Source organism: Gordonia sp. IEGM753 (assembly GCF_050321825.1).
Classification (GTDB): Bacteria; Pseudomonadota; Gammaproteobacteria; order Pseudomonadales; family Pseudomonadaceae; genus Aquipseudomonas.
Map to the genome: position 1 here is coordinate 397,544 of NZ_JBNQGB010000001.1, position 23,468 is coordinate 421,011.

The 23,468-nt window shown below is 58.6% G+C and carries 19 protein-coding genes and 1 other RNA gene; 12 read left to right on the plus strand and 8 right to left on the minus strand.

Features of this window, described 5'->3' with window-relative positions:
* The 5 genes from smc to ffs all read left to right on the plus strand — a co-directional run bounded on the left by smc (window position 1) and on the right by ffs (window position 8,766).
* The gene (gene smc, locus ACQR3R_RS01800) at window positions 1–3,489 is read left to right on the plus strand and encodes a chromosome segregation protein SMC (RefSeq protein WP_428270197.1); all 3,489 of its coding nucleotides are present in this window, start codon (window positions 1–3) and stop codon (window positions 3,487–3,489) included.
* A gap of 226 nt (window positions 3,490–3,715) precedes the next feature.
* Entirely contained in the window at window positions 3,716–4,570 is an 855-nt protein-coding gene (gene zipA, locus ACQR3R_RS01805) for a cell division protein ZipA (protein ID WP_428270198.1), read from the plus strand.
* Between the two features lie 99 nt (window positions 4,571–4,669).
* Window positions 4,670–7,027, plus strand: a complete 2,358-nt coding sequence (ligA, locus tag ACQR3R_RS01810; protein WP_428270200.1) for an NAD-dependent DNA ligase LigA — start codon at window positions 4,670–4,672, stop codon at window positions 7,025–7,027.
* A gap of 329 nt (window positions 7,028–7,356) precedes the next feature.
* Window positions 7,357–8,523 (plus strand): putative zinc-binding metallopeptidase, encoded by a 1,167-nt coding sequence (locus ACQR3R_RS01815; RefSeq protein WP_428270202.1) that lies wholly within the window; start codon window positions 7,357–7,359, stop codon window positions 8,521–8,523.
* 146 nt (window positions 8,524–8,669) lie between these two features.
* Window positions 8,670–8,766: signal recognition particle sRNA small type (gene ffs, locus ACQR3R_RS01820), an RNA gene on the plus strand.
* 179 nt (window positions 8,767–8,945) lie between these two features.
* Here ffs and ACQR3R_RS01825 read toward each other — a convergent pair.
* Both ACQR3R_RS01825 and ACQR3R_RS01830 read right to left on the minus strand, forming a co-directional pair.
* Entirely contained in the window at window positions 8,946–9,854 is a 909-nt protein-coding gene (locus ACQR3R_RS01825; protein ID WP_428270203.1) for a DUF2167 domain-containing protein, read from the minus strand.
* Between the two features lie 159 nt (window positions 9,855–10,013).
* Complete coding sequence (locus tag ACQR3R_RS01830) at window positions 10,014–10,328, minus strand: helix-turn-helix domain-containing protein (protein WP_428270204.1); 315 nt, start codon at window positions 10,326–10,328, stop codon at window positions 10,014–10,016.
* A 283-nt stretch (window positions 10,329–10,611) separates the two neighbouring features.
* Here ACQR3R_RS01830 and ACQR3R_RS01835 point away from each other — a divergent pair, with 283 nt between their 5' ends.
* The gene (locus ACQR3R_RS01835) at window positions 10,612–12,312 is read left to right on the plus strand and encodes an EAL domain-containing protein (protein ID WP_428270206.1); all 1,701 of its coding nucleotides are present in this window, start codon (window positions 10,612–10,614) and stop codon (window positions 12,310–12,312) included.
* On the opposite strand, the gene ACQR3R_RS01840 is transcribed toward ACQR3R_RS01835, so the two are convergent.
* Entirely contained in the window at window positions 12,309–13,073 is a 765-nt protein-coding gene (locus tag ACQR3R_RS01840) for a substrate-binding periplasmic protein (RefSeq protein ID WP_428270208.1), read from the minus strand. The two genes, ACQR3R_RS01835 and ACQR3R_RS01840, sit on opposite strands and share 4 nt — an antisense overlap.
* A 144-nt stretch (window positions 13,074–13,217) precedes the next feature.
* Here ACQR3R_RS01840 and dnaX point away from each other — a divergent pair, with 144 nt between their 5' ends.
* From dnaX to ACQR3R_RS01865, 5 genes are all read left to right on the plus strand, one after another.
* Entirely contained in the window at window positions 13,218–15,302 is a 2,085-nt protein-coding gene (dnaX, locus tag ACQR3R_RS01845; protein ID WP_428270210.1) for a DNA polymerase III subunit gamma/tau, read from the plus strand.
* 67 nt (window positions 15,303–15,369) lie between these two features.
* Entirely contained in the window at window positions 15,370–15,708 is a 339-nt protein-coding gene (locus ACQR3R_RS01850; protein ID WP_007905413.1) for a YbaB/EbfC family nucleoid-associated protein, read from the plus strand.
* Between the two features lie 146 nt (window positions 15,709–15,854).
* The gene (locus ACQR3R_RS01855; RefSeq protein WP_428270212.1) at window positions 15,855–16,889 is read left to right on the plus strand and encodes a zinc-binding dehydrogenase; all 1,035 of its coding nucleotides are present in this window, start codon (window positions 15,855–15,857) and stop codon (window positions 16,887–16,889) included.
* A 65-nt stretch (window positions 16,890–16,954) separates the two neighbouring features.
* Entirely contained in the window at window positions 16,955–17,557 is a 603-nt protein-coding gene (gene recR, locus ACQR3R_RS01860; RefSeq protein WP_428270213.1) for a recombination mediator RecR, read from the plus strand.
* A gap of 132 nt (window positions 17,558–17,689) precedes the next feature.
* Window positions 17,690–18,838, plus strand: a complete 1,149-nt coding sequence (locus tag ACQR3R_RS01865) for an acyl-CoA dehydrogenase family protein (RefSeq protein ID WP_428270214.1) — start codon at window positions 17,690–17,692, stop codon at window positions 18,836–18,838.
* Between the two features lie 141 nt (window positions 18,839–18,979).
* Here ACQR3R_RS01865 and ACQR3R_RS01870 read toward each other — a convergent pair whose 3' ends face one another.
* Entirely contained in the window at window positions 18,980–19,528 is a 549-nt protein-coding gene (locus tag ACQR3R_RS01870; protein ID WP_428270215.1) for an adenine phosphoribosyltransferase, read from the minus strand.
* An 80-nt stretch (window positions 19,529–19,608) separates the two neighbouring features.
* Complete coding sequence (gene fnr / locus ACQR3R_RS01875; protein ID WP_428270216.1) at window positions 19,609–20,343, minus strand: fumarate/nitrate reduction transcriptional regulator Fnr; 735 nt, start codon at window positions 20,341–20,343, stop codon at window positions 19,609–19,611.
* Window positions 20,344–20,498: 155 nt separating this feature from the next.
* On the opposite strand from fnr, the gene ACQR3R_RS01880 reads away from it, so the two are divergent.
* Entirely contained in the window at window positions 20,499–20,981 is a 483-nt protein-coding gene (locus ACQR3R_RS01880; RefSeq protein ID WP_428270217.1) for a hypothetical protein, read from the plus strand.
* On the opposite strand, the gene hemN is transcribed toward ACQR3R_RS01880, so the two are convergent.
* From hemN to ccoS, 3 genes are all read right to left on the minus strand, one after another.
* Window positions 20,978–22,363 carry an oxygen-independent coproporphyrinogen III oxidase gene (gene hemN / locus ACQR3R_RS01885; RefSeq protein WP_428270218.1) on the minus strand — a complete coding sequence of 462 codons (1,386 nt, stop codon included), beginning with the start codon at window positions 22,361–22,363 and terminating at the stop codon, window positions 20,978–20,980. The two genes, ACQR3R_RS01880 and hemN, sit on opposite strands and share 4 nt — an antisense overlap.
* A 202-nt stretch (window positions 22,364–22,565) precedes the next feature.
* The gene (locus ACQR3R_RS01890) at window positions 22,566–23,249 is read right to left on the minus strand and encodes an urease accessory protein UreH domain-containing protein (protein WP_428270219.1); all 684 of its coding nucleotides are present in this window, start codon (window positions 23,247–23,249) and stop codon (window positions 22,566–22,568) included.
* Window positions 23,242–23,460 carry a cbb3-type cytochrome oxidase assembly protein CcoS gene (gene ccoS, locus ACQR3R_RS01895; RefSeq protein ID WP_428270220.1) on the minus strand — a complete coding sequence of 73 codons (219 nt, stop codon included), beginning with the start codon at window positions 23,458–23,460 and terminating at the stop codon, window positions 23,242–23,244. The genes ACQR3R_RS01890 and ccoS overlap by 8 nt, the downstream gene beginning before the upstream one ends.
* Between the last annotated feature and the right edge of the window lie 8 nt (window positions 23,461–23,468).

Consider the following 23,468-nt stretch of genomic DNA (forward strand, 5'->3'; position numbering starts at 1 on the left):
GTGCGGCTCAAGAGCATCAAACTGGCGGGGTTCAAATCCTTCGTCGACCCGACCACGGTGAACTTCCCCAGCAATATGGCGGCAGTGGTCGGGCCCAACGGTTGCGGCAAGTCGAACATCATCGACGCCGTCCGCTGGGTGATGGGCGAGAGCTCGGCCAAAAACCTGCGCGGCGAGTCGATGACCGACGTCATCTTCAACGGCTCCACCAGCCGTAAACCGGTCAGCCAGGCAAGCATCGAGCTGGTGTTCGATAACTCCGACGGCACCTTGCTGGGGGAGTATGCGGCTTACGCGGAAATTTCCATTCGCCGCAAAGTGACCCGCGACAGCCAGACGACCTACTACCTGAACGGCACCAAGTGCCGGCGTCGTGACATCACCGACATCTTTCTGGGTACCGGGCTGGGCCCGCGCAGCTATTCGATCATCGAGCAGGGGATGATTTCCAAGCTGATCGAATCCAAGCCTGAAGACCTGCGCAACTTTATCGAGGAAGCGGCGGGCATCTCCAAGTACAAGGAGCGCCGGCGCGAGACCGAAAACCGTATTCGCCGCACCCACGAAAACCTGGCCCGCTTGAGCGATTTGCGCGAAGAGCTGGAGCGTCAATTGGAGCGCTTGCACCGTCAGGCACAGGCCGCCGAGAAGTATCAGGAATACAAAGGCGAGGAGCGTCAGCTCAAGGCTCAGTTGTCAGCCCTGCGTTGGCAAGCGCTGAACGAGCAGGTGGGTCAGCGCGAGGCGGTTATCGGCACGCAGGAAATCACCTTCGAAGCACTGGTTGCCGAGCAACGCAACGCCGATGCCAGCATCGAACGCTTCCGTGATGGGCACCATGACCTGTCCGAGCGCTTCAATCTGGTGCAAGGACGCTTCTACTCGGTCGGCGGCGACATCGCGCGGGTCGAACAGAGCATCCAGCACGGTCAGCAGCGTTTGCGCCAATTGCAGGATGATTTGAAAGAGGCCGAGCGCGCGCGACTGGAAACCGAATCCCACTTGGGCCATGACCGCACATTGTTGCTGACGCTCGGCGAAGAGCTGGACATGCTCACCCCGGAACAGGAAGTCACCAGCGCTGCGGCCGAAGAAGCAGCGGCGGCGCTGGAAGAGTCCGAAACCACGATGCACGCGTGGCAGGAGCAGTGGGACACCTTCAACCTCACCGCCGCAGAACCGCGTCGTCAATCCGAGGTTCAGCAGTCTCGCATCCAGCAACTCGAAACCAGTATGGAGCGCTTGGCCGATCGGCAGAAACGCCTTGGCGAAGAGCGTGCATTGCTGTCGGCCGATCCGGAAGACGCGGCGATCATGGAACTCAGCGAGCAGCTCGCCGCGAGTGAAGCCACGCTTGAAGATTTGCAGGCCAGTGAAGAAGCGCAAGTCGAGCGCCTTGAACAGTTGCGTCAGGAGCTGCAGCTTGCCTTGCAAAACCAGCAGCAGGCCCAAGGTGATCTGCAGCGGCTGAACGGTCGTCTCGCCTCGCTCGAAGCCCTGCAACAAGCCGCGCTCGACCCCGGCACCGGTACTGCCGAGTGGTTGCGTGAGCAGCATCTGGCCGATCGTCCGCGTCTGGCTGAAGGCCTGAAGGTTGAGGCTGGTTGGGAGCTGGCGGTGGAAACCGTGCTCGGTGCGGACTTGCAAGCGGTGCTGGTGGATGACTTCGGCGATTTCGACCTGGCGGGTTTTGCCCAGGGCGATTTGCGTTTGCTCAGCCCGGCCAGTGACGGCGTGCGGGTGCCGGGCAGTCTGCTGGACAAGGTTGAAGCACAGATCGATCTGGCGCCGTGGTTGGGTCAGGTCAAACCGGTGGAGAGCCTGGAGCAGGCCTTGGCGCTGCGTGGCCAGTTAACGGCTGGGCAAAGTCTGATCAGCCGGGATGGCTACTGGGTTGGCCGGCACTTTTTGCGGGTGCGTCGCGCCAGTGAAGCCGAAAGCGGTGTGCTGGCCCGCGGGCAGGAAATCCAGCGCTTGGGCGCTGAGCGCGAAGAGCGCGAAGCCACCGTCGAGACGCTGGAAACCCACTTGCAGAACCTGCGCGCGCAACAGCGGCAGCAGGAAAACGGCCGCGAGCATTTGCGCCGTTTGCTGCAGGACGAGGCACGGCAACAAGGTGAACTGAAAGCGCAGTTGTCGGCTGGCAAGGCCAAGGCCGAACAGCTGACATTGCGTCGCACACGCCTTGATGAAGAGCTCGCCGAGTTAGGTGAACAACGGGCGTTGGAACACGAAAACATTGGTGAAGCGCGCCTGCAATTGCAGGAAGCGCTCGATAGCATGGCGCTGGATACCGAGCAGCGCGAGCTGCTGCTGGCTCAGCGCGACAGTCTGCGCGAGCGACTCGATCGTGTACGCCAGGAGGCCCGACAGCATAAGGATCACGCGCATCAACTGGCGGTGCGCCTGGGCTCGCTCAAGGCGCAGCACGATTCGACCCGTCAAGCGCTGGAACGGCTGGAGATGCAGTCCGAACGGCTGACCGAAAAACGCGAACAGTTGAGCCTTAATCTGGAGGAGGGCGAGGCACCGCTGGAAGAACTGCGCCTCAAGCTTGAAGAGTTGCTCGACAAGCGCATGACCGTCGACGAAGAACTGAAAACCGCGCAGATCGCGCTGGAAGACGCTGATCGCGAATTGCGCGATGCCGAAAAACGCCGCAACCAGGCCGAACAGCAATCGCAATTGATTCGCGGCCAACTCGAAACGCAGCGCATGGAATGGCAAGCCCTGACTGTGCGCCGCAAGACACTGCAGGATCAGTTGCTGGAAGACGGTTACGATCTTCATGGCGTGCTCGCCACGCTGACCACTGACACCAACGAGAAGGAAGCCGAAGACGAACTCGAACGCATTGCGGCGCGAATTCAGCGTCTCGGTGCGATCAACCTGGCAGCCATCGACGAGTACCAGCAACAATCCGAGCGTAAACGTTATCTGGATGCCCAGAACGACGATTTGGTTGAGGCGCTGGACACGCTCGAGAACGTTATTCGCAAGATCGACAAGGAAACCCGAAACCGCTTCAAAGATACCTTTGATCAGATCAATGGCGGTTTACAGGCACTTTTCCCAAAAGTTTTCGGTGGTGGCCGCGCGTATTTGGAACTGACGGGCGAAGATCTACTCGATACAGGGGTAACGATCATGGCGCAGCCGCCAGGGAAGAAGAACAGCACTATCCATTTGCTCTCCGGTGGCGAGAAAGCCCTGACCGCTTTGGCATTGGTTTTTGCGATCTTCAAATTGAATCCGGCGCCATTCTGCATGCTCGATGAGGTTGACGCGCCACTGGATGACGCTAACGTTGGACGCTACGCACGACTGGTCAAGGAGATGTCGCAAACGGTGCAGTTCATCTACATCACCCACAACAAAATCGCCATGGAAATGGCCGATCAACTGATGGGTGTAACGATGCACGAACCGGGTTGTTCGCGTCTGGTGGCAGTGGATGTCGAAGAAGCGATGGCGATGGTGGATGCCTAGCGGCGCAGCGATAAGCCTCAAGCTATGTGCCATCAATGAAGCGGGTTGCAGCTTGGCGCTTAAAGCTTGTAGCTGCGAAGCCGTTGGTCGTGCTAGTTTAATATCAATTTTTCGTATACGTGGGCAAAACGCCTGTCAGAACATAGAGTTGGCGCCACGTTTTAAAGCGGTTTACGAGTTGTAAACCCCTTATTTTTCAGCATTTTTTATAGAGGCACGGGATTACATGGAAATCGGTCTGCGCGAGTGGCTGATCGTCATCGGCATTATTGTCATTGCCGGTATTCTTTTCGATGGATGGCGTCGCATGCGCGGCGGCAAGGGAAAACTGAAATTTCGTCTTGACCGAAGTTTGTCCAATTTACCGGACGAGGACACCAGTGCCGAGCTGTTGGGCCCGCCCCGTGTTCTGGACACGCATAAAGAACCACAGCTGGATGAGCATGATTTGCCGTCGGTGAGCATGCCTGCCCGCGAACCACGTGAATCGGGTTCCAAGCGTGGCAAGCGTGGCCATGGCGAACCTTCGCAAGGCGATTTGAACCTTAATCTGGATCTGGATGGCGGCCCAAGCTTTAGCAGCCGTGACGACGATTTTCCGGATGACACCAAGCCGACGCCTGCGGTCAGCGAAAAAGAACAGCCGCAAGCTGAAGAAGTGCTGGTCATCAGCGTGATCTGCCGCGATGCCGCTGGCTTCAAAGGCCCGGCATTGCTGCAGAATATTCTGGAGAGCGGGCTGCGCTTTGGTGAAATGGACATCTTCCACCGTCACGAAAGCATGGCTGGCAATGGTGAAGTACTGTTCTCGATGGCCAATGCGGTCAAGCCGGGCATTTTTGATCTGGACGACATCGATCATTTCAGCACGCCGGCGGTCAGTTTCTTCCTAGGGCTGCCAGGCCCGCGTCATCCGAAGCAGGCTTTCGATGTGATGGTTGCGGCAGCGCGCAAACTGTCTCAGGAGCTGAATGGCGAACTGAAAGATGACCAACGCAGCGTGCTGACAGCCCAGACAATTGAACATTACCGTCAGCGCATCGTTGAATTCGAACGTCGAGCCCTGACCCAGAAGCGCTGATTTGTAGGGGCCCGGCACGCCGGGCTCCTACAATGAATTTACGCCGCATCAACAGATTGAGCAGCCTCGGCTGCTCTTTTGCTTTATGAGAGAACACCCATGACCGCCGCCAAAAACCGCATTCAAGCGCTGCGCGCTGAGTTGGATCAGCACAACTACCGTTATCACGTGCTGGACGAGCCGAGTATTCCGGATGCCGAGTACGATCGGTTGTTCCACGAACTCAAGGCCCTTGAAGCTGCCAATCCCGAACTGATCACCAGCGACTCGCCAACCCAGCGAGTGGGCAGCGCGGCGTTGTCGGCATTCACCCAGGTGCGCCACGAAGTGCCCATGCTCAGCCTTGGCAATGCCTTCGAAGAAACCGACATGCGCGAGTTTGATCGTCGGGTGACTGAAGGTCTGGACCTGCCGGCGGGCGATTTGTTTGGCGGTGGCGCAGCAGTGGAATACAGCTGTGAACCGAAACTGGATGGTTTGGCGGTCAGCCTGCTGTACCAGGATGGCGTGCTGGTGCGCGGGGCGACTCGCGGCGATGGCACCACGGGCGAAGACATTAGCGTCAACGTGCGCACCGTGCGCAACATCCCCTTGAAGCTGCAAGGCACGGGTTGGCCCGCGACCCTGGAAGTGCGCGGTGAAGTGTTCATGTCCAAGGCTGGCTTCGAGCGCCTCAATGCGACGCAACTTGAGGTGGGCGGCAAGACGTTTGCCAACCCGCGCAACGCGGCGGCGGGCAGTTTGCGGCAGCTGGATTCGAAGATCACCGCCAATCGTCCACTGGAGTTCTGCTGCTACGGCATCGGGCAGGTTTCCGCTGACATTGCCGACACCCATATCGGCAATCTGCAGCAACTCAAAACCTGGGGCATGCCGATCAGTCATGAGCTGAAACTGGCGCACGGCATCGATGAATGCCTGGACTACTACCGTGACATCGGCGAGCGCCGCAACGCGCTGCCCTATGAAATCGATGGCGTGGTGTTCAAGGTCAACAGCATCGCGTCCCAACGCGAACTGGGTTTTCGTGCGCGTGAACCGCGCTGGGCGATTGCCCACAAATTCCCGGCGATGGAAGAGCTTACCGAGTTGCTCGACGTCGAGTTCCAGGTCGGTCGCACCGGTGCGGTTACGCCTGTGGCGCGGTTGAAACCGGTGAAGGTTGCCGGTGTCACGGTGGCAAACGCGACGCTGCACAACATGGATGAAGTGGCGCGCCTGGGCCTGATGATTGGCGACACAGTGATTATCCGCCGCGCCGGCGACGTGATTCCACAGGTGGTGCAGGTGGTTCTTGAACGCCGCCCGGACACTGCGCGGCCAGTGCACATTCCCGAGCGGTGCCCGGTGTGCGGGTCGCATGTCGAGCGCACGCAACTGGTCAAGCGCAGCAAGGGGCGCGAAACCGTGAGCGAAGGCGCGGTGTATCGCTGCGTCGGGCGTCTGGCGTGCGGTGCGCAGCTCAAGCAGGCGATCATTCATTTCGTTTCTCGCCGTGCGATGGACATTGAAGGGCTCGGCGAAAAGAGTGTCGAGCAATTGGTCGACGAAGGCCTGGTGAGTTCACCGGCCGATCTCTACGCGCTGACGTTCGAGCAAATTGTCGACCTGGAAGGTTTTGCCGAGTTGTCGAGCAAGAACCTGCTCAGCGCTATCGAGGACAGCAAGAAGCCAAGCCTGGCGCGCTTCATCTACGCCCTCGGAATTCCTGATGTCGGCGAAGAGACGGCCAAGGTGCTGGCGCGCTCTCTCGGCTCGCTGGAGCGGGTTCAGCAAGCCCTGCCGCAAGTGCTCACGTACTTGCCGGATGTGGGTCTGGAAGTGGCTCACGAGATCCACAGCTTTTTTGAAGATGCGCATAACCAACAGGTCATTGCCGATCTGCTCAAGCACGGTTTGCAGATTCAGGACCAAGGCGAACTCGGCGCCGAATTTGCTGCGAGCACCACGCTGGGTGGTTTCCTCGACAAGTTGCACATTCCTTCCGTCGGGCCGGGTGGCGCGCAGAAGCTGGCCGATAAATTCGGATCGCTGCAAGGCGTATTCGACGCCGACTGGCTGGACATGCGTCAAGCCCTGCCGGAAAAACAGGCAAATTCGGTTCGCGAGTTTTTTGCGGTCGCCGCCAATCGCCAGATTGCCGAAGCTGCCGAGCAGCAACTGCGCGATTTCGGGATGCATTGGCAGAGCGAGAAAAAAGTCGTGGAAGGCTTGCCGCTGGCCGGGCAGACCTGGGTCTTGACCGGCTCGCTCGAATTGATGAGCCGCGATGTGGCCAAGGATAAGCTCGAGAGCCTCGGTGCCAAGGTTGCAGGTTCGGTATCGGCCAAAACCCATTGTGTGGTGGCCGGGCCAGGAGCCGGCTCGAAATTGGCCAAGGCCAATGAACTGGGCTTGAAGGTGCTGGATGAAGAGGCGTTCGTGGCGTTTCTGAATAAGCACGGAATCCAGGCCTGACGTTGAGCCTGTAGTGAGGGGATTTCCCTGCGCTCGTTGAACCCGTGGTGAGGGGATTTATCCTCGTTCGTTGCACTCGTGGTGAGGGGATTTATCCCCGTTTGGTGACGGCGTCGTCGCTACGATGAAGCAGCTCGCTTCGCAAGCTAACGGGGATAAATCCCCTCACCACAAAAAATACTGAAGAGATGAATCTCCTCACCACAAAAAACCGAGAGATATATCTTCTCTCCACATAAAAACTGAAGGGACAGCTCCCCAACACAAAGAACTCTGAACGATCTTCGCGCGGCAATGATCTAGTCTTGGCACGCCCCAAGGAGATCGCCATGTACCGTTTCTTCGAGCAGCTCAGTTCACGTATCGCCGCGCCCTTCATGGGTGAGCGTTCGCGTAACAGCAAAGTGTGGCAATGCCGTTGCGGGCAATCGCTGTTCTTTCGTAACAGCCAGTGCCTGGCGTGCTCTGCGGCGTTGGGTTACCAGCCTGAGCAGAGCCGACTGTCTTCGTTGCAACCGGGTGCTCAGCCCAATACCTGGGTGCTTGATGTCGAGCCCGAGGCTGGCGCGTTTCGCCGCTGCGCCAATCTTGACTCTCCAGCAGCCTGTAACTGGCTGCTGCCGGCCAACGATCACGATACGTTGTGCACTGCCTGTAGCCTGAACCACACCATCCCCGACCTGTCGATTGCCGAAAATCACGAGCGCTGGCGCAAGGTTGAAACCGCCAAGCGACGTTTGGTCGCGCAATTGATCGGTCTCGGGTTGAAGGTCATTCCCAAGTCAATAGACGAACACGCCGGCCTGGCTTTCGACTTCATCGGCGTTGATCTGGAAGGCAAGCCGCCGACTACCGGTCATGCGAACGGCTTGATCACGCTGGACATCAAGGAAGCAGACGACGCGCACCGTGAGCAGATTCGCGTACAGATGCATGAGCCCTATCGCACGTTGCTCGGGCATTTTCGCCATGAGGTGGGGCATTACTATTGGGATCGTTTGATTGCCAATAGCCATTGGCTGGAGCCTTTCCGCAGGGTGTTTGGCGACGAGCGCGCCAGTTATGCCGAAGCCCTTGAGCGTCATTACCAACAAGGTGCGCCGCTGGGCTGGCAGCAAAACAGCGTGAGCGCCTACGCGACCATGCACCCGTGGGAAGACTGGGCGGAAACGTGGGCGCATTACCTGCACATGATGGATGCAGTGGACACCGCGTTGGGTTTTGGCATGAGCGCACGTGACATGGACCTGGATTACCTGCCATTTCCACTCGACACGCTTTACGACCCGCAGCATCCCGGCGGCCCCGCGTTCTTGTCATTCGTCAACGCGTGGATCGAACTGGCCGGCATGCTCAACGAGTTGTCGCGAAGCATGGGCCAGCCGGATTTTTATCCTTTCGTCCTGCCGCCGGCAGTGATTGCCAAGCTGCACTTCATTCATCTGGTGATCCAGCAGGAGGGCGGCAAGGCGGACGAAGTACTGCAAGACCTGTAACTGAAGGCGCAGCCGCAGGCTTTTCACGGTCTGCGCATGTCCTTGACCGGGCTCATATTTTTTAATCCATGTGAACAGTTGTAACTTCGTCTCAGATAGGTACAATGGCGCGGCTCGCCGACAGGTGAGCGTCGTTATGGTGACCCCATCGGTCCCCCCGCAACGATTACCCGTGAACCTGGTCAGAGCCGGAAGGCAGCAGCCACAGCGGGAACATTGTGTGCCGGGGTGTGGCTGGTGGGGTTGCCTCCATAACGCCAAGTCCTCTTAAGCAGGGCTTGCGCGCGCAACATCCTCTGATTTCCTTCTCGCTAAAATCCTTTAATCCTGTTTGCCTGCTGCGCTTGCTTGCGGCGGATTTTTCGTGCCTGTCTTTTATCGATCCGCGCTGCTCGCGTCACGAGCAGCGCAGAGGGTGACGTTTATTCAGACTTGCGGCTGAACAACTTGCGCACAAAACCTGCAATTACCACCAGCCCCACGATCACGAATTTCTTCGCTGCCAGCAGAAAGATACCGATTTTTGCGAACAGGCCAGCCTTGGCCGCCAAACCACCGCCCACCAGGGCCGCCAGGCCATAAGAGGCCAATTTGTCGGTGCCGGGGCTGTAGTCGGTGTACAGGTTGCCGTCGGTGAAGTTGGTGAACGCGATCACCTTCGGCAATTCCTGCTTGATCATCGGCAGGTCTGCCATGGCGGCGACGGCGTTCAGCTCCAGCACGCCTTCGCGGCCCAGCACGCGAATGCTGTAGTTGAGGGTGTTGTCCTCGGCGTCGTCGGCTTTCAGTTCCCGGGCCCAGTACATTTTGTGCGTGCTTTCGTCATAGTGCGGTTGCTCGGCCCAGCCCAATAAGTGCAGGCCGGCATAGCCTTGCTTCTGGCGTGCCTTGTTGTCTTCCTCGTCTTCTTCCTGCATCTGTTTAAGCAGATCGGCGTAGTCGATTTTGGCCGCGTCCTCGTCGGAAATATGCCCGTCGTCCTTGTAGCTGACAATCACTCCCCAGCCGTTGGCAGTCAGTGGATTAACCGCTTTGGGGATGATCATGCCCAAGGTCTTGTGGCCGGGAGGGTTGCCCCAGCCTTCGGTCAGCAAGCGTTCGGTGTCTTTCGGGTCGAGGTAATAGAACTCGTCATTGAGTTTGAGCGTTGCAATGCCGGAGGGCAGGGTGATGGTGCCGTGTTGTTGTTTGAGCGAGGCGAGAAATTCAGCAGGCGTTTGCTGCACCTGAGCAGCTTCGGTAGGCGACGCCGGGACGTTGCTGGCCGCTTGTGCGGGATTGTGCAGCGCACACAGCAGCGCTGCCGCGAGGAAGGGGCGGAGGTATTTCATTGTATTCCTTTACATTTGGTATTAATTTCTCGTGAATAATATCGGATGGCCACTAGCGAAGCGAGCAATTCGGTGCTTTAGTCGTTCGGTTTTTTTGACGCGATAGGTAACGAGGCAGGCGTATCGATGCCGACACACCTGCCTGTTTCATTACTGGCACTAAGGCTTGGACAAGGCCTGGTCAACCGCTGCAATCAGCTTTCCCAGATCCTTCGGGGTGGCTTTGTGTATGACACCGAACAGATACGCCCGCTGTTCGTCTTCATCGCCGAAATCTGCGAAGAAGGCTTTCAGCTTCACGCCCAGCACATTGGCAAGTAAAAACAGAACTTCCACGCTGGGGGTATAGGTGCCGGTTTCGAAGCGGCTGATGGTTTTGGGGTCAAAACCGGTTTTTTCGCCGAGTTCAGCCTGAGTAAGGCCCGCGACCTTGCGGTAGCGCCGAATGGCCGGACCCAAACTTGAAATTTGCATCGCTCAATTCCCATTTAGAATCAAGAACTTAACGATAGATTTTTGCATTAGACAACTGCATGATCCATCACCTTGCTTTGCAAAATGTGATGTGTTTCGTAGAATTACGGCTCCGATGAGGTATTGGGAGCCTCAAGATTAGTAGGTCTTGCGCTGTCCAAGGGCCACTAACTGCTGTTCATGGAGTGATCAAGTGTCTCTGCGCCACCCGTCTCAACCCATCTCTTCCGGGCATTTTGTGCTGGTCGAGCGGTACTTCCGCTAGCGACAGTGAGCCTGACTCATGGATGAGAAATACCGAAGGGCCGTGGATGCTGCCGCGATCTTTTCCGAGACCGATTTAAGCGGCCGGATCACTTACGTCAATGACCAGTTCTGCGCCGTGTCCGGTTACACCCGCGAGGAACTGATCGGGCAAAACCACCGGATGCTCAGTTCCGGCCTGCATTCTGCCGACTTCTTTGCTGCCATGTGGCGCACCATTGCGTTGGGCAGTGTGTGGAAGGGTGATATCTGTAATCGGGCCAAAAACGGCGGTTTGTATTGGGTCGACAGCACCATGGTGCCGGTGCTCGATGAAGACACCGGCCGCATTGAGCGGTACCTGTCGATTCGTTTCGATATCAGCGAAAAACGCCAACTGTTGCATTCGCTGGAGTGGCGCGTCGGGCATGACGTGTTGACCGGGTTGCCAAATCGCGCGTTCCTCTCGGACCTGCTCGATGACGCTTTGGAGTTCTCGCGCCGGGAAAACCTGCCGCTGGCGGTGTGCATGCTCGACCTCGATGGCTTCAAGGCTGTCAACGACGGCTACGGGCATTCGAGTGGCGATCTATTGCTGGTGGAGGTGGCCAAGCGCTTGCGCAGCATAGTGCGCGGCGAAGACGTGGTGGCGCGGTTGGCGGGCGACGAGTTCGTGCTGGTGCTGCGTTACGTGCGAGACCTGCCCGAATTGCGCGCAGCGTTGAACCGGGTGCTGGGGACCATTTCCGCGCCGTATTCGCTGCATGGCAAAGACCTGAATGTATACGCCAGCATTGGCGTCACCCTGTTTCCGAACGATAACGAAGATGCTGAAACCCTGTTGCGTCATGCCGATCAGGCGATGTACGTGGCCAAACAGGGCGGTCGTAACCGCTTTCACCTGTTCGATGTGTCTCGGGATCAGGAAGTGAAGGCCACTCACCAGACTGTCGAGCGTGTGCGCCAGGCGCTGGCAGCCGGCGAGTTGTGCCTGCATTTCCAGCCGAAGGTGAACATGCGCCGTGGCGAAATCGTAGGCTTTGAAGCGTTGCTGCGCTGGGATCATCCTGTGAACGGCATACTCCCGGCCCGCGCATTCTTGCCGCCGGTGGAGGCCACTGACCTGATCATCGATATTGGTGAGTGGGTGATGGATCAGGTGCTTGCGCAGTTGGATCGTTGGCAGCAGGCGGGGCAGTGCTGGCCAGTGAGCGTCAATATTGCGGCCCGGCACTTTCAAAGGCCCGATTTTGTCGATCGGCTCGCTCAGGTGTTGGCCCGGCATTCACGGGTCGCGCCGCAGATGCTTGATCTGGAGATAGTCGAGTCGGTAGCGATTGAAAACATTCAGCACGTCAGCGCGTGTTTGCAAGCGTGCCAAGCGCTGGGGGTGCAGTTTTCATTGGGCGACTTCGGTACCGGTTATTCATCCCTGAGTGACCTCAAATGGCTGCGGACGCAAACCATCAAGATCGACAAATCCTTTATCCGCGACATTTTGCATGATCGCGACGATTTGGCCCTGACCACAGCAGTGATCGGGCTGGCGCGGGCGTTTGGCCGTCAGGTTATCGCCGAAGGGCTGGAAAGTATCGAGCACGGTGAAATGTTGCTGCGACTGGGTTGTGAGGTCGCGCAGGGTTATTTCATTGCGCAGCCAATGCCGCCGGCAGAAGTCCCAGGTTGGGTGGCGAATTTTGTTGCCCCCACGCAATGGCAGGCACTGGAGCAAACAGGTTAAGGCTGGCGGGCATGAGCGTTGGGCGATTCGCCGCCGATGTACAGCTGAATAATGTCGTCAATCTCGCCGGACATTTTCATCCGCAGCAAGGTGCGCAATATACGCTGCACCGGCACTTTGGGATCGTTGCGCACGTAACAGCCGACAGTCTGCTCCTGCAGCACTGCCACGCTCTTAAGCTGTTTTTCCGGTAGCAGACGCTGATTGAACCAGTCCAGCGTCCACTGATTGCTCACGGCATAGCGATAGCGACCCGCCGCGAGTTTTTCCAGCACTTGTTCCTGGTTGCGTGCGTCTTCGCGTTGCAACCGGTCGGCATCAAACAGCGGTTGCAGTGTTGGGTAGTAATAGCCGAGCACCGTGCCGATGGTCTGTCGCGGCAACTTTGCCGGCGCCGTTTGAGGTGCCGAGTCTTGCTGGCTGATCAACAGGTCACGCTGAAACCACAGCGGAAGGCTCCAGATGTAATCCCCTGACTGATTCGGTTGCCACGACTGCGCGGCGTAGCAACGGATATCGACATCGCCGTGTTCCATGGCGCCTTGCACGCGAGCCCTGGGCAGCACATGAAATTCTGCCGGTGCACCGACTTGCGTCGCCAGGCTTAACATCACGTCATACAGAATGCCTTGGGTCAGGTGCCCATGCTCCAGTTGTATCATCGGCATCGCCCAGCTATCGGGCACGACGAAGCGCAGCGGCGCTTCAGCGGCGCCGACGCTCAGACTTGTCACCAGCAGTGCCCCCAAGGCAAGCCGCATAAACACTCCACTGCTGATCAAACCCGGGCGATCATAGCCCTCGCAAAATGCATGTTAGCCAGAATAGAGGAGCGTGCCGGATGCAATTTTGGCCTTGCTCCGCTAGCATTAGCCGCTTCTGTTCCTTCGTTGCGACGGTTTTCGATGAGTTATCAGGTTCTTGCACGTAAATGGCGTCCGCGCTCGTTCCGCGAAATGGTCGGCCAGACCCATGTGCTCAAGGCTCTGATCAATGCCTTGGACAGCCAGCGGCTGCACCATGCCTATTTGTTCACCGGCACGCGCGGGGTTGGCAAGACCACCATCGCGCGGATCATCGCCAAATGCCTGAACTGTGAAACAGGTATCACTTCGACGCCCTGTGGCGAGTGCTCGGTGTGCCGCGAAATTGATGAAGGGCGCTTTGTCGACCTGATCGAAATCGACGCCGCGAGCCGGACCAAGGTCGAAGACACCCGCGAGTTGCTCGACAACGTGCAGTACGCCCCAAGCCGTGGGCGCTTCAAGGTTTATCTGATCGACGAAGTGCACATGCTTTCCAGCCATTCCTTCAATGCGCTGTTGAAAACACTCGAAGAGCCGCCGCCCTACGTCAAGTTCATCCTGGCCACCACTGATCCGCAGAAACTTCCTGCAACTATCCTTTCGCGGTGCCTGCAGTTCTCGCTGAAAAACATGACGCCGGAGCGCGTGGTCGAGCATTTGACCCACGTGCTGGGTGTTGAGAATGTGCCGTTTGAAGACGACGCGCTGTGGTTGCTGGGTCGCGCTGCCGACGGTTCGATGCGCGACGCGATGAGCCTCACTGACCAGGCCATCGCCTTCGGTGAAGGCAAGGTGATGGCCGCCGACGTCCGAGCGATGCTGGGCACGCTTGATCACGGCCAGGTCTACGACGTCCTGCACTCGCTGATCGAAGGCGACGCCAAGGCGTTGCTTGAAGCGGTGCGGCATCTGGCCGAACAAGGCCCGGACTGGAATGGCGTGCTCTCGGAAATTCTCAACGTGCTACACCGTGTCGCCATCGCCCAGGCTTTGCCTGAAGGCGTCGACAACGGTCACGGCGACCGTGATCGGGTGCTGGCGCTGGCTCAGGCGCTGCCAGCCGAAGACGTGCAGTTCTATTACCAGATGGGCCTGATCGGCCGTCGCGATTTACCGCTGGCGCCAGACCCGCGTGGTGGCTTCGAAATGGTGCTGCTGCGAATGCTCGCGTTCCGACCGGCAGACACCGCGGATGCGCCGAGGCAACCGCTAAAGCCAGTGGGGATCAGCCAGGCCACAGTTGATTCCGCAAATTCAGTGGCTGCCGCGCCAGTTGTCGTGCCGGTAGTCGCTGCGGCAGTCAAGCCAATCGAACCTGCTCCGGTACTCGCTTCGGCACCTGAACCAGAGCCTGAACCTGAACCCGTTGCGGTCGTTGCACCTGTTGCCGAGGCTGTCGTTGAGCCCGTCGCCGTTGAGAACATCGTCGACCTGCCCTGGAACGATCCGGTAGAACCCGAAGTCGTCCAGCAGCCCGCCGTCGAGCCGGTTCTGGAAACCATTGGCGAGCAACCTGATTTACCGCCGATGCCGTTACCGACGCCAGACAGCGTGGTGCCGGATGCGCCCGAATGGGCCGCTGCGCCGATTGCTGAGCCATCGGTTGCCGAGGTCGATGCCGCGACGCCCGGTGTGGACCAGGACGATGAGCCGCCGTTGGACGAAGACTACATCGAACCCGACATCGACTCGGCCTACAGCTATCTTGATGAACTGGCCAGCGAGCATGCCGCCGAGCCCGCACCGGAACCTGAACCAGAGCCGGCAGCGCTGCCGGCCACAGGGTTGGCGCTGCAATGGCTGGAGCTGTTTCCGAAACTGCCGATCTCCGGCATGACTGGCAGCATTGCCGCCAACTGCACCTTGATCGCGGTAGATGGCGACAGCTGGTTGCTGCACCTGGACCCGGCGCACAGCGCGCTGTTCAACGCCACCCAGCAACGCCGTCTCAACGATGCGCTCAACCAGTTTCACGGACGCACGCTGACCTTGAGCATGGAGTTGATCAAGCCTGAGCAGGAAACCCCGGCCCAGGCGGCGTCCCGTCGGCGCGTCAATCGCCAGCGCGAGGCCGAAGAGTCAATCCACGGTGATCCGTTCATCCAGCAGATGATGCAGCAGTTCGGCGCAGTGGTCCGTAACGATACTATTGAACCTGTCGAAGCCCTGGCCAGTCAGGGCTAATAACTGAAGGCGTTTGGTCGACAAGGCCGGACGCCGTTTTAATCCAAGTACTTTTGAGGTGATTACCATGATGAAAGGTGGCATGGCCGGCCTGATGAAGCAGGCACAGCAGATGCAGGAAAAAATGGCCAAGATGCAGGAAGAACTGGCCAACGCCGAAGTCACCGGTAAGGCCGGCGGCGATATGGTCACTGTGGTGATGACCGGTCGTCACGATGTCAAGCGTGTGACCATCGACCCGAGCCTGGTGGAAGGCCTGAGCGAAGACGACAAAGAGATGCTGGAGGCTGTATTCGCCGCCGCCGTCAACGACGCCGTCCGCAAGATCGAGGCCAACAGCCAGGACAAAATGTCCGGTGTGACCGCTGGCATGCAACTGCCTCCGGGAATGAAACTGCCATTCTGATTCGCTAAATCGCATCGGATGGGCTAAAAAAATGCCAGGCATCGCGCCTGGCATTTTTGTTTTTGGGACCAGAAACATCGAACGCGATACCGCCAGGAAGGTCTTTCACCTATACCGCCGAATTAATCGATCAAGGAGAAGCTCGCATGCCAGAAGCATTGACTCTTAACCAACGTATCGTCCTGGCGTCCCGACCGGTTGGCGCGCCGACACCGGAAAATTTCCGCTTGGAACGCGAGGCGCTGCCTGATCTGGTCGACGGCCAGGTATTGCTCAAGACTCTCTATTTGTCACTGGATCCGTACATGCGCGGTCGCATGAGCGATGCGCCTTCCTATGCAGCCCCGGTCGAAATCGGCGAGGTGATGACGGGCGGTGCAGTCAGCCGCGTCGAGCATTCGCTGAATCCGAAATTTCAGGAGGGAGAGCTGGTAGTCGGATCCACGGGTTGGCAAAGCCACAGCATCAGTGACGGCCGCAACATCATGCCGGTACCGCCGGGGTTGCCGAGCCCCTCGATGGCGCTGGGCGTGATGGGCATGCCGGGTATGACGGCTTACATGGGATTGATCGATATCGGTCAGCCGAAGGCAGGCGAAACCCTGGTCGTCGCGGCGGCGTCCGGCGCGGTCGGCTCCGTGGTAGGCCAGGTTGCCAAAATCAAAGGCTTGCGGGTGATTGGTGTGGCGGGCGGCGCGGACAAGTGCCGTTACGTGGTCGAAGAGCTTGGGTTCGATGCATGCATCGACCATAAGAGCGCCGGGTTTACTGATGAATTGGCGCAGGCGTGCCCCAAGGGTATCGACATCTATTACGAAAACGTCGGTGGCAAGGTGTTCGATGCCGTGCTGCCGCTGCTCAATCCAAAGGCACGAATTCCACTCTGCGGCCTGATTGCAGGCTACAACGCCCACGAAGCGCCAACCGGCCCCGATCGTCTGCCGCAACTGCAGCGAACATTGCTGACCAAACGCGTACGCATTCAGGGCTTCATCGTGTTCGACGACTACGCAGATCGCCAGCCAGAGTTCGTCAGTGCCATGACGCCGTGGGTGCGTGATGGCAAAGTGAAGTTTCGCGAAGACGTGGTGGATGGCCTGGAGCAGGCACCCGAAGCATTCATCGGCCTGCTGGAAGGGCGTAACTTCGGCAAACTGGTGGTGCGGGTCGCACAAGACTGAGTATTTGACGCTAAAGAGAGGCGCGGGTATAAACCGCGTCTCGTTGTTTTGTCGGATGTTTCCCCATGAGCTTCAGCCCTTTGATTCGCCAACTGATCGATGCCCTGCGCACTTTGCCAGGCGTGGGTCAGAAAACCGCCCAGCGCATGGCGTTGCAGTTACTGGAACGTGATCGCAGTGGCGGTTCGCGCCTGGCGCAAGCGTTGAGTCAGGCCATGGAAGGTGTCGGGCACTGCCGTTTGTGCCGCACGCTGACTGAAGACGATTTGTGCCCGCAATGCGCCGATAACCGCCGCGACGATACCTTGCTCTGCGTGGTGGAAGGCCCGATGGATGTGTACGCGGTAGAGCAAACCGGTTTTCGTGGCCGCTATTTCGTGCTCAAGGGCCATCTGTCGCCGCTCGATGGTCTGGGGCCGGAGGCTATTGGCATTCCGCAGTTGCTGGCGCGAATCGAAGAGGCAGGCTCCTTCACTGAAGTGATCCTGGCCACCAACCCGACAGTGGAAGGCGAGGCCACGGCGCATTACATCGCACAATTGCTGAGCAACAAGGGCTTGATCGCATCGCGTATCGCTCACGGCGTGCCGTTGGGCGGCGAGCTGGAGTTGGTCGACGGCGGCACGTTGGCGCATTCGTTTGCCGGGCGTAAGCCGATAGCCCTGTAGTGCCTGCACTGGCCTCTTCGCGAGCAGGCGCGCTCCCACCTTTGACCCAGTAGCATGGGCGCTCACACAATCCTGTTGAAAACCAAGCAAGCGCTCGGTTAACTTCGCTGAACCCTTCAGTGGAGTTCGCCGATGCCTGCCTTTCAGGAATACTTCGATCCTAGCCACCAATTGGTCCGCGACAGCGTCAGGCGCTTCGTCGAGCGCGAGATTCTTGCGGACATTGATCAGTGGGAAGAAGCTGAAAGTTTTCCCCGTGAGTTGTACCTGAAGGCCGGTGCGGCAGGCATTTTGGGGATCGGTTACCCCGAAGCGCTGGGCGGCAGCCACGAAGGTGATCTGTTCGCCAAGATTGCCGCCAGTGAAGAGCTGATGCGTTGTGGCTCGGGCGGTCTGGTCGCTGGTTTGGGCTCGCTGGACATCGGTTTGCCACCTGTCCTCAAATGGGCCAGGCCAGACATTCGTCAGCGCGTGGTGCCATTCGTGTTGTCGGGCGAGAAGATCAGCGCGTTGGCTGTCACCGAGCCCAGTGGTGGTTCCGATGTTGCCAACCTGCAAACCCGGGCTGTGCGTGACGGCGATTATTACCGGGTCAGCGGCAGCAAAACGTTTATAACCAGTGGTATCCGCGCCGATTACTACACCGTTGCAGTGCGCACCGGTGAGCCGGGTTACGGCGGTATCAGCCTGCTGTTGATCGAGAAGGGCACGCCCGGCTTCACCGTGGGCCGTCAGTTGAAGAAAATGGGCTGGTGGGCGTCAGACACTGCCGAATTATTCTTCGACGACTGCCGCGTGCCTGTAGGCAATCTGATTGGCGGCGAGAACATGGGCTTCGCCTGCATCATGGGCAATTTTCAGAGTGAGCGTTTGGCATTGGCCTTGATGGCCAACATGACCGCGCAACTGGCCCTGGAGCAAAGCCTTGAATGGGCGCAAGCACGTGAAGCGTTTGGCAAACCCATCGGCAAGTTCCAAGTGCTGAAACACCGCCTCGCCGAGATGGCCACGGCGCTTGAGGTCTCACGCGAATTCACCTATCGCCAAGCGGCGAAAATGGCGGCGGGGCAGAGTGTGATCAAGGAGATTTCCATGGCCAAAAACTTCGCCACCGACACCGCAGACCGTATTACCACGGATGCGGTGCAGATATTGGGTGGCTCGGGCTATATGCGCGGGAATCTGGTAGAGCGGCTGTACCGCGATAACCGGATCCTGTCGATTGGCGGTGGCACGCGGGAAGTCATGAACGAGATCATCAGCAAGCAAATGGGGCTTTGAGGCGTGAGTTTGGGGCGATCAAGGTGTGCGGTGCGGTGGATGAGGCAATCGCGAACAGGCTCACTCCCGCACCGGATTTGTGGCATTCACAACCTTCTGTTAGAGCAAGCTTGCCCGTGAAGGCGTCGCTGCTGGGACTGCCTATTTGTCAGTCAACGCAAACTGCGTCAGGCAGAATGTAGGAATTCCCATGTCTTCCAGGCGTTGCGAACCGCCCAGTTCTGGCAGGTCAATGATCGCTGCGGCTTCGTGAGCCCGTGCGCCCATACGGCGAATCAGGTTGGCCGCCGCAATCAACGTCCCGCCCGTGGCAATCAGGTCATCGAACATCACCACCGAATCTCCCTCGCACAGGCTGTCGGCGTGAACTTCGAGGAAGGCTTCGCCGTACTCGGTCGCGTAACCCTCGGCCAATATGTCGGCCGGCAATTTTCCTTGCTTGCGGAACAACACCAGCGGTTTGTTCAACTGATAGGCCAGCACCGAGCCGATCAGGAAGCCACGGGCATCCATCGCGCCAATGTGGGTGAATTCGGCTTCGACGTAACGATGGGCAAAACTGTCCATCACCAAGCGTAGGGCCGTTGGCGACTGGAACAGCGGGGTAATATCGCGAAAGATCACACCTGGCTTCGGGAAGTCGATCACGGGGCGGATCAGGGATTTGATGTCGAAGGAGTCGAAAACCATCGTCGAGGTGTCCTGGCAGGCTGCAAATATCACAGTATAACGGCGGCTGAACCGTTTCGCTCAGCCGCCAATCCTCGAACTCAGCCTTCTATGGAGCCGCCGGCGAGGGCGCACAGCTGAATCGGATCGAGGATGTGAATCTCCTTGCCTTCAGCCGCGATCAGCTCGTTTTGCTGGAAACGCGTGAACACTCGCGACACGGTTTCCACCGCGAGGCCCAGGTAATTGCCGATCTCGTTACGCGACATGCTCAACCGGAACTGGTTGGCCGAAAAGCCGCGTGCGCGAAAACGCGCCGACAGGTTGACCAGGAATGTCGCAATGCGCTCATCGGCGGTTTTCTTCGACAGCAACAACATCATTTGTTGATCGTCGCGGATCTCGCGGCTCATCACGCGCATCAACTGACGACGCAATTGCGGCAGTTGCAGCGCCAGTTCGTCCAGGCGCTCGAACGGGATTTCGCACACGGACGTCGTCTCCAGCGCTTGCGCCGAAACCGGATGCTTTTCAGTGTCCATGCCCGACAGGCCCACCAGTTCACTCGGCAAATGGAAACCGGTGAGCTGTTCTTCACCCGAATCGCTCAGGCTGAACGTCTTGAGGGCGCCTGCGCGAACTGCGTAGACGGAATCGAAAGTATCGCCCTGGCGGAACAGGAACTCGCCTTTTTTCAGCGGGCGGCCACGTTTTACGATTTCGTCCAGCGCATCCATGTCTTCCAGATTCAGCGAAAGTGGAAGGCAGAGAGGGGCCAGGCTGCAATCCTTGCAGTGGGCCTGGTTATGAGCGCGCAGCTTTACTGGCTCGGACATTTCTTAAATCCTTGTGGGAAATCACACATAAGACGTAAGGGTAACCCACGAGAGGACATTCAGGCCAGTCTGTGCCGATATGTCACATCTCGGTAAAGGGTGGTGATTGGCGGCCGATAACCCGTGAACGGAACAGGTGTAAGGAATCTTTTTTCATGGCCTCTATCGGTGTACTCAACTCCGGCAGCAGTGGCGTGCAAATACTGCAAGAGAGCTCAAGCAGTGCGCCCGCCAATGACGCGGTTTCAGAGTTTGATCCGCTTGCCGCTTCGTCCGTGGCCGAGGGAATCAAGGTTTCATTGTCGGGTGCTGGTCTGAGCAAGGCTGCCAGTTCGCACGGTGATAACAAGGACATCGAAGAAAGCGGGTTGCCGGAGAACATTCAACAGATCCTGAAAATGATTCGTCAGATACAGAAGCAGATTGCCGAAAAACTGGCCCGCATTCAGGCGGTGATGGCTGACAAGCGGATGTCGAACGAAGAACGTAGAGCCAAACTGGGCGCATTGCAGTCGGCCATCGCGACGCTCAATGGCGCGCTGATCACCGCCAATCTGTCGCTGTCCAAAGTCATGAGCCAATCCAGCCTGACACCCGAGCAAGTGTTGAAGACAGCATCCTTGGCGATGAAAAGTTAGATCACCCGCGAAAACCGCTGGCGATTCTGCTGTTCCAGGTAAGCGTCGAACACCATGCACAGCGAGCGCACCAGCAATCTTCCGGCGGGCAATACGGTTATTTTTTCGCTATCCAGTTCGATCAACCCATCCTCGGCCATGCTCTGCAATTGCGGCCATAGCGCACCGAAGTAACCGCGAAAATCGATATTGAACGTCTGTTCGATCGTGGTGAACTCCAGACTGAAATGGCAGATCAGTTGCTGAATGACCGCTCGGCGCAAACGGTCGTCGGCGTTGCACAACAAGCCGCGATTAGTCGCCAGTTGAGCGCATGCCAGCGCGTTCTGGTACTGGTTCAGGTCACTGCTGTTTTGGCAGTACAGATCGCCGATCTGGCTGATGGCCGACACGCCTAACCCGATCAGGTCGCAATGCCCGTGAGTGGTGTAGCCTTGGAAATTACGTTGCAGGGTCGATTCCTCCTGCGCAATCGCCAGTTCGTCGTCGGGCAGTGCGAAATGGTCCATGCCGATGTAGCGGTAACCGGCCGTCATCAGTTGCTCGATGGTGCGCTGGAGCATTTCCAGTTTTTGCGCCGGGGTGGGCAATTCGTTGCTGTTGATCCGCCGCTGCGGCATGAAGCGTTCCGGGAGGTGCGCATAGTTGAACACCGAGAGCCGGTCCGGCTGCAGCGCGATGACTTCGTCGACGGTACGAGCGAAATTCTCGGGTGTCTGCTTCGGCAATCCGTAGATCAGGTCGATGTTGATCGAGCGAAATTGCAGGGTACGAGCCGCGTCGATGACGGCGCGGGTTTCCTCCAGGCTTTGCAGTCGGTTGACCGCGCGCTGTACGGTCGGGTCGAGGTCCTGCAGGCCGATGCTGACGCGATTGAAGCCCAGTTCACGAAGCAGGCCCATGGTTGACCAATCGGCTTCGCGCGGGTCGATTTCGATGCCGTAGTCACCGGAGTCGTCGTCCAGCAAATTGAAGTGTTTGCGCAAACACGCCATCAGCTGACGCAATTCGTCGTGACTGAGAAAAGTCGGCGTACCGCCGCCGAAATGCAGCTGCTCGACTTTTTGTGTGGGGTCGAGGTGGCAGGCTATCAGCTGGATTTCCTGTTCCAGGCGCTGCAAGTAGGGCTGGGCCCGTCCGCGATCCTTGGTGATGACCTTGTTGCAGGCGCAGTAGTAGCAAATGTTCGCGCAAAACGGCACGTGCACATACAGCGACAACGGACGCAGTGCCTTGCGGCTTTCGCGTAGTGCATGGAACAGGTCGAAGGTGCCGACATGTCCATCGAACTGCAGGGCGGTCGGGTAGGAGGTGTAACGCGGTCCCGCCAAGTCGTAGCGGCGGATCAGATCGGTGTCCCAACGAATGGCGTCGAGCATCATGCGGGCATTCCCCCGGATAGGCTGGCAGTGTCAGCGAGTCTAGGGGGCGCGGCGTTGGGGTATCTTGATTTGCATCAACGGTCGTCATGTGTCGACCGTCAGGGCCTCTTCGCGAGCAAGCCCGCTCCCACAGGGGGATGCATTTCAATGTGGGAGCGGCGGTGCGACGATTCGACTTGCTCGCGAAGGAGACGCCACTGATCTAGTGGCCCATCAACCAATGCTGATGCGGCCCTGGCAAGGTCCAGATCCCGAACAGAATGACCAGCAAACCTCCCGTCATGCGTACGCTGCGTTTGCGCAACAGCGCTGTGACGCGCTCAGCCGCCAGACCTGTGGCGAGCAATACTGGCCAGGTTCCGAGCCCGAAAGCCAGCATCAGCAACGCACTGTCGACTGCATTCCCCTGGCTCGCTGACCAGAGCAACGTGCTGTAAACCAGGCCACACGGCAGCCAGCCCCATAACGCTCCCAACAGCAACGCGCGAGGCAGGCTCGACACGGGCAGCAGTTTGTTGGCGACGGGTTGGATGTACCGCCATAGCCCTCGACCCAGGCTTTCGATGCGTGTAAGCCCGCTCCACCAACCGGCCAGGTATAGGCCCATGGCGATCAACAACAAACCGGCGAGGACGCGCATGAACATCGCCGCCGGGCTATTGGCCACCGCCCAACCGGCGAGGCCGATCAGCAGGCCCGCCGTCGCATAGCTGAGAATTCGCCCCAGGTTGTACGCCAGCAGCAGCCGAAAGCGTCGGCTGCGTTGCTCCTTGGGGATTGCCAGTGTCAGCGCGCCCATCAAGCCGCCACACATGCCCAGGCAATGGCCGCCGCCCAACAGCCCCAGAATGACTGCCGACACCAGCATCGGCGCCAGTTCAAACATGAGGGGGTGCCTTGTCGTCCGGGTTGGTCGGGCGGCCACTGGCTTCGTCGACTGCGGCTTTGTGGTCAGGGTCCTGGTCGTCGAACAGAATGCTGTGAGCCGGGCCGTCGAGGTCATCGTACTGACCGCTGTCGACTGCCCAGAAGAAAATGTAAACGGCGATGGCCACGATCAGCAGCGCGGCCGGGATCATCACGTAAAGAGCTGGCATCTGGACTC